At 53.5% G+C, this 3,678-nt stretch carries 2 protein-coding genes; both read right to left on the bottom strand.

Annotated elements, in window-relative coordinates; all coding sequences use genetic code 11:
* Positions 1-788: 788 nt before the first annotated feature.
* Positions 789-1,073: a hypothetical protein gene (locus FYC48_RS21125; protein ID WP_149498793.1), complete on the bottom strand. Its 285-nt coding sequence runs from the start codon at positions 1,071-1,073 to the stop codon at positions 789-791.
* 1,738 nt (positions 1,074-2,811) lie between these two features.
* On the bottom strand, positions 2,812-3,303 hold the full coding sequence (locus FYC48_RS21120) for an RES family NAD+ phosphorylase (protein ID WP_160149682.1): 492 nt from the start codon (positions 3,301-3,303) through the stop codon (positions 2,812-2,814).
* Positions 3,304-3,678 lie beyond the last annotated feature (375 nt).

Genomic DNA, 3,678 nt, shown 5'->3' with positions numbered 1-3,678 from the left:
GCGATGGGCCGACCGCGGTCACCATATCCGGCTTGTGCGTTAAGCCGAATTCGAAGCTAGAAGAACAGACCATCGTGACCAAGCACGACGAACGTCGGAAATCACGGGGGACGGGCGAAAGACTTGCAAGCAGTCAGGAAACGCTACTCCCGTCCTCCCGTGCATTTCATTGTTCTGGCAGTCTACGGCAAGTTAAGAGTCAATGATCGCTGGTCTCGAGCACGAGGAATCGCAATCGCTTTCCTGCATCGAGTTTTACGATCCATCCGTACGACGTCAAATTGTACACAAAGCTTAGGTGGACGCTGGTACGTCGCAATCATCCCAAAAAATCGTCTGGTTCCACTATGTTCAACAAAGATCCTGTCGCTGTTGTCATCTCGCTCTGCTGGTAATCGAAAATCGACGGCTGATTCCGGATGATACTCGCAAATCCAGCGTGCCTGAACCTCGCTCCAACATTGGTAATAGGTAATCGAATTGCGATCGACCGTTTCCACCGCGACTACATCAATGGAAAGTGGAAACGCGCCATCCCAATGGGTTGCTGGAGAGACGAGAACGACAGAAATTGAAACGGAACACAAGGCGACAAACCCAATCAGTGCGCGTTTCATCATTTTTTTGCCAGAACGGTAACGATCAGGTGGCCGCCGCGAACGACTGACCACTTCGATGAACTCAACTCGGCGGCTCACGTGCATCGTCTGGTTCCCCGCCGCATTCAATCGAGAACGGACGGCAGTCTGATACCTGCACTGAGCGGGGGCAAGTGTACGAATGTAAAATCAGAACAAAGCGTCGGGCGAAACGTCAGGCATCATTTCGGCGACCATCGCCGAGATTTCAGCGTCCATTTTCCGTTGTAGGTTCCACCTTCGGAGCAGCCCGCTTGCATTCCATTCGTCCGCGTATTTAGCCTCGACGATCTGACGTGCGTCAGATTCAACAGCGGAAATCAAACGTTCGTATCCGTCAGCAACGAAGCCAGACTCATGACCGGTATCCGGTGACGCATAGAGTTCAAGTCGTACGTTGTCTTGTCGATCCATGTCGTGCGGTAAACGTTGCATTTCAGTCGGGGAACGTTGGTGATAACGGGGTTGCGGCCAAGCATCGTGAACTCAGCAATCAACTGCGCCGCAACTCCCGTTCATCACATGGTTCGTCATGCCTACGGTTGCCGTCGGCTGAAAGTTGGACGGCGCAAAATCATTGTAGCAATTCCAGAATGACCGGAGCGTCAACATCAGTCAGAATTCCGACATCAAACCGTAACACCAAGAGCGATCAACGAGCGACAGAGGTATCGTCGGTATTGGATGGGCCGGTATGTAAATCAGTAGGTTGAGCCAGGAGCAACAGCCAAACCGCTATAACAGGTGCGATCAACAGGCGACTACTGTTCCGTTGTCAATCGATGGGCCACTACGTGAGTCATCCGGTAAGACAAAAGTGACTTGCGCCGCGAATCACCAAGCCAAATTCCGTTTGGACAAGATGACCTATCCCCCCGTGACATCAAGAGCGATCACCAGGAAACAGAGGTCGCGTCACGAAGCAATGGGCCCAGCTCCAGCCACAAAGACAGGCGTCGGATCTGATCCGCATTCGAAGGTGAATGAACCAACGATCGTGAAGTAGCACGACGAACGGTAACGATCACGTGGCCGCCGCGAACGACTCACCACTTCAATGAACCCAACTCGGCGGCTCACGTGCATCGATTGGTTCGTCGATTTACGGTTGTCGCCGGTATGGAGTTGGACGGACGTAATTCATTGTAACAATCGCTAAGCAGCATGGGGCGATCCATCAGTCTGGGTCGGGAGCAGCATCGTGTGTGCGAACGGTGGTACCGGAGTCGGCGGTTGGCCGATCGCTTGGCTGCGACCGAGTGTTAGGGCATCCGAAGACTCCACCGCGACAACGCAACGGGCGTATAGGATCACGAACCATTGCTGCCGAATGTTAGGTGATGGAAACGCTTAACATTCCGCGACATCAGGTGCGATCGATAGGCGACTGATGTTCCGTTGTCAATCAATGGGCCCCTACGCGAGTCATCCGGCACGACGAAAGTGACATCCGTTGCGAACAACCAAGCCATCATCCGATTGGAAAAGATGATTTATCAAACCGCGACATCAAGTGCGATCAACAGGAAACAGAGGTCGCGTCGCGAAGCGATGGGCTTGGTTCCAGCCACAAAGACAGGCGTCGGATCTGATTCGCATTCGAAGGCGAATAGACCAACGATCATGAAGTAGCACGACGAACGCTGGCGATCACCCGGCCGCGGCGGACGATCAACCACTTCAACAACAACATCTCCGCGGCTCGGTGTGCATCGCATTGTTCCACGTTGCTTACGATCGGCGACAATCGGAACCATCGCCGCTGAAAGACAGTCTATCAAGTCAAAACCGCCAAGGGAAATCTCCAGTCGTCACACCGGCAGTATCGGTCGGATCAATCGATTTGGCAGCCTTTGAAACCATGACATCAAATGCGAATCCCGGGAAACAGAGGTCCGACGAAATCAGGTGGGCCAACCGTCATCAAATTTACCACCAGCCGAGTCGCAGTCAGGCCAGTCAATCATTCACGAATCAGAACCACGACATCAAATGCGAATCAACAGGAAACGGAGGTCCCGTGAAATCAATTGGGCCAACGAGCGTTGAGATCACGAACATCATCGACAGGCGTCGGTCACGAGCATGACCCGAGTGGAACGTCGGACATCACCGAGGACGCGCGAAAGACTTGCCATTGCCAACCCTCTCGACTCGCGTCCTTCGGTGCATGTCATTGTTCTGTCGCCAGCTCGTACCTCACTGAGTCTACACGTTCAAGCTCCACGGACTCAACAACCGCAATCTTCGGATCGAAGAACGCGTAGTTGAATCCGCCCCAGTTCAATGAACTGGAGTAGATGATACCGTCAAGCCCCGCATTGTGAAAAGCTGCAGCGAAATACTGAGTCGGTGTGTACGCAGTATTGTCTTCAGGATGGTGCGGCAATGAAAAACTCCAGCAGATAGTTTCTTGCCACAGACTCCAGAACTGCTCGAACTCCGCCTCAATTTGCGCTGGCTTAGAATCCGAAGATTCACGAAGACGCATGTCGATTAGCTTGACGGGTTTGGTGAGCCGTAATTGCGCGACAGACAAATACGCACCAACCCACGGCCGAACTTCCGCGACCGCTGTCAATTTGTCGGACGCTGCGTAGAGGTAAGGGATCCCAGCCGCGTTTAAGCGACCAGCAGTTGCCATGTGCGACGGCGGTGCGCCCATTCGGCCCTTGGGGTGTGGGTCGGGTTTGTGTTCGTGCATGTACGGAACGTGCGATTCCGACGGAAGCACAGAGTGCCGCCGTGCCCGAAATACGCTCTCGTCAGCAACTATCTCGGTCGTAAAATGTGCGGCTGCTGATTCGACAATCGAATTTAGGTAATTAGCAAGTTCAGGCGTCAAGAAGAATCGGTTCCGATGCCGAATCGCCTTTTCGAGTTTGACCTGCTGAAGAAAGTGGCCCATCTTCACAGCCATGATTGAACTCCCTTTCGCTGAGTCGACAGAACGTTGGTGATAACGGGGTCGCGGCCAAACATCGTGAACTCAGGAAACAGCAGCGCCCGCGACTCCCGTTCATCACATGGTTCGTCCGGC

Source organism: Roseiconus lacunae (genome assembly GCF_008312935.1).
GTDB lineage: Bacteria > Planctomycetota > Planctomycetia > Pirellulales > Pirellulaceae > Stieleria > Stieleria lacunae.
This window is presented reverse-complemented; position numbering and strand designations above follow the sequence as displayed.